General features: G+C 34.4%; 1 protein-coding gene. It reads right to left on the bottom strand.

Annotated elements, in window-relative coordinates:
- Positions 1–64: 64 nt before the first annotated feature.
- Positions 65–2,137, bottom strand: coding sequence for a dynamin family protein (locus DSM107010_RS37585; protein WP_106171543.1), 2,073 nt, complete (start codon positions 2,135–2,137; stop codon positions 65–67).
- Between the last annotated feature and the right edge of the window lie 172 nt (positions 2,138–2,309).

Here is a 2,309-nt window from a genome sequence, read left to right as displayed (position 1 = left end):
CCTGTCGAGACTGACGTAAATCTGAGTCTTGGTTTGTATTCTACCCTGATTTCACGCTCTTTCTTTACAAAGTCCCATTAAGTCGATCGCTCAATTGAGAATCAATTATTTGAAAATTAGATTTTATCGCTTCTAGTTCATGCCTAATTTTTTGATTTAAGTCACTGAAATGAGATTTAACTATTCCATCTATGACTTGTGTTTTCCACCAATCATCCATTTCTTGAGATAAAGAGCGAGTAAATTGATTTGCATAGTCTTGCAACAGCTTCTCCTTCTCCCATGATGGATATTTAGAATGCCACTCAGCACCTTTATCGGCTACGCGATCCGCTAATCCTTCTATCCATTTATTCCAAGATTCACATATTTGTTGAATCACGTTCTGTACTAGTTGGTCAGCATGGTCTTGAAGTATAAAATCTCGTCCGCTAGCTTCTCCAATCTGTTCCAAAATTTTTTGCTTTTCTGCTTCAGAAAGGTTAATCTTGCCATCTAAAGTATTTTCTGCTTGATTTAAACTAGATAAAATTGACTGTACTAAGATTTTTATCGCATCACTAGAATGCTGAATTTTTATATATCCCCGCTCATTAGTGAGAAATTTTTCAAGAGCGCAAGTAAAATTTTTAAATATTTTTACATACGCATCTTCTGTTCCGTTTGCAATTCCCTTTAATGCCGCTTTAGCAGAGATAAAATGAATTCGATCGCCACCTCGAACTATAGGATTTTTACCACTTACAAAAGTTTCAAAACGTTGCATGACATCATGTCGATCCTCTTCTTCATCTAGTAAGTCAATAAAATTGACTAAAATAAAAATATTATTTGCAGGCTCATTATCTTTACCACCATTAAGACTAATTCTTAGATCGTTGCTCAAGTAATCCTGTTCCCACTTAGTGAGAGGACGTGAGGCATTTGCTAGAAAAATCACTGCATCTATATCTTTAAGAAGCTTTTGAGTTATCAAGCTCCGTTCTGGATGCTCATTTAATCCAGGAGAATCAATAATTTCTACACCGTTGCGGCATAATTCTAAATTAGGATGTTCAAAAACAATTTCGTCTATTTCAGAACTTACCAAATGTTCGCTCAGACAATCTAACGCTGCTTCTTTTACAATAGCTGACTTAATTTGATATTGTTCAAACGAAATTTCTTCCTGATTTCCATTTTTATAGTAACAAACAATCTTTGTTTGATAACCATGTTTTAGGGTTGTGACTACACCACTACAAGGGATTGCTCTTATAGGCTGAATTTTCTCTCCTAGTAAAGCATTGAGTACAGTAGATTTACCTTGACTAAATTCTCCTACAACTGCTACACGAAATTTCTGATTATGTAATTTTTGAGATATACTTTTTATCTCTTTTACTATAGACTGGGATAAAAAATTGCGATTGCTACACTCTTGCACTATCTGAAAAAGCTGATAGCAAAGATTATCTAGTTGTTGACAATGTTTATGAAATACTTTTAACTTGCCATAAGAAAATTTTTGGTGTGTTTGTGCTGGCGTTTCTTGTTGTATTGATACAGAAGGCAAAACTTCAATTATTTGATTGGCTGCATTAACAAATACTGTACCGAGAGATTGAAATCTAGCTGGATCTAGTAAAGAATGTAACTCATTTAATGCCGTTGTCTCTAAAATTTCTTTACCGCACACAGCGGCTTTTAAAACTGTTAAGCGATGGGAGTTAATTCCTAATCGTTCGGCAATTGATTCTAAATACTGCTGCTCCTGGAAATCTAACTCTCCATCTGATACACACATTCTATAACTAAAACTCACTAATAAAAATTTTTCTGGAACTGATAGTAATTTAGTCAGTGTCAGCAAACAATCCATTTTTGTATGTATTTTCTGTTGTTGAATTCCTTTCAGCAGCAGCTTTGATAACTGGCGCATATCTCCTTCTGGAAGATTAAAACGATTCAGAATTATTTGTAGTTCTTTTTTTTCACTATCTGTAACTGTACCATCTGCAAAAACTACTCCTAACATCACTGTTATCACTGCTGCTAGAAAAAGTATAGACGGATTAACATTTTCTCTACTTATTTTTTGTCCTGTAATAGAGGATAATAGTTCAACGGCTTCAGAGCTTGCTGATATAGTATTCATAAAATGTACACTTTACGTATTGACTTGTTTTTCAGTATGCTCGGATTTATCTTTAACGAGTACCGAGAAAATACGGTTATCTTAGCAAGAGAAAAATAGAGCATTTTCTAGTCTACTGAGGTACAATAACAGCAATGAGTAAACCAGCCACGTAGATCTTCAACAGAGACTT

Source organism: Chroococcidiopsis cubana SAG 39.79, from assembly GCF_003991895.1.
Classification (GTDB): Bacteria; Cyanobacteriota; Cyanobacteriia; order Cyanobacteriales; family Chroococcidiopsidaceae; genus Chroococcidiopsis; species Chroococcidiopsis thermalis.
Note: the sequence above shows the minus strand (reverse complement) of the source record. Positions and strands in the feature narration are given on the sequence as shown.

Excerpts from the sequence above, each read along its gene's own strand:
- DSM107010_RS37585 (WP_106171543.1), bottom strand. The coding sequence starts at position 2,137 with ATGAATACTATATCAGCAAGCTCTGAAGCCGTTGAACTATTATCCTCT.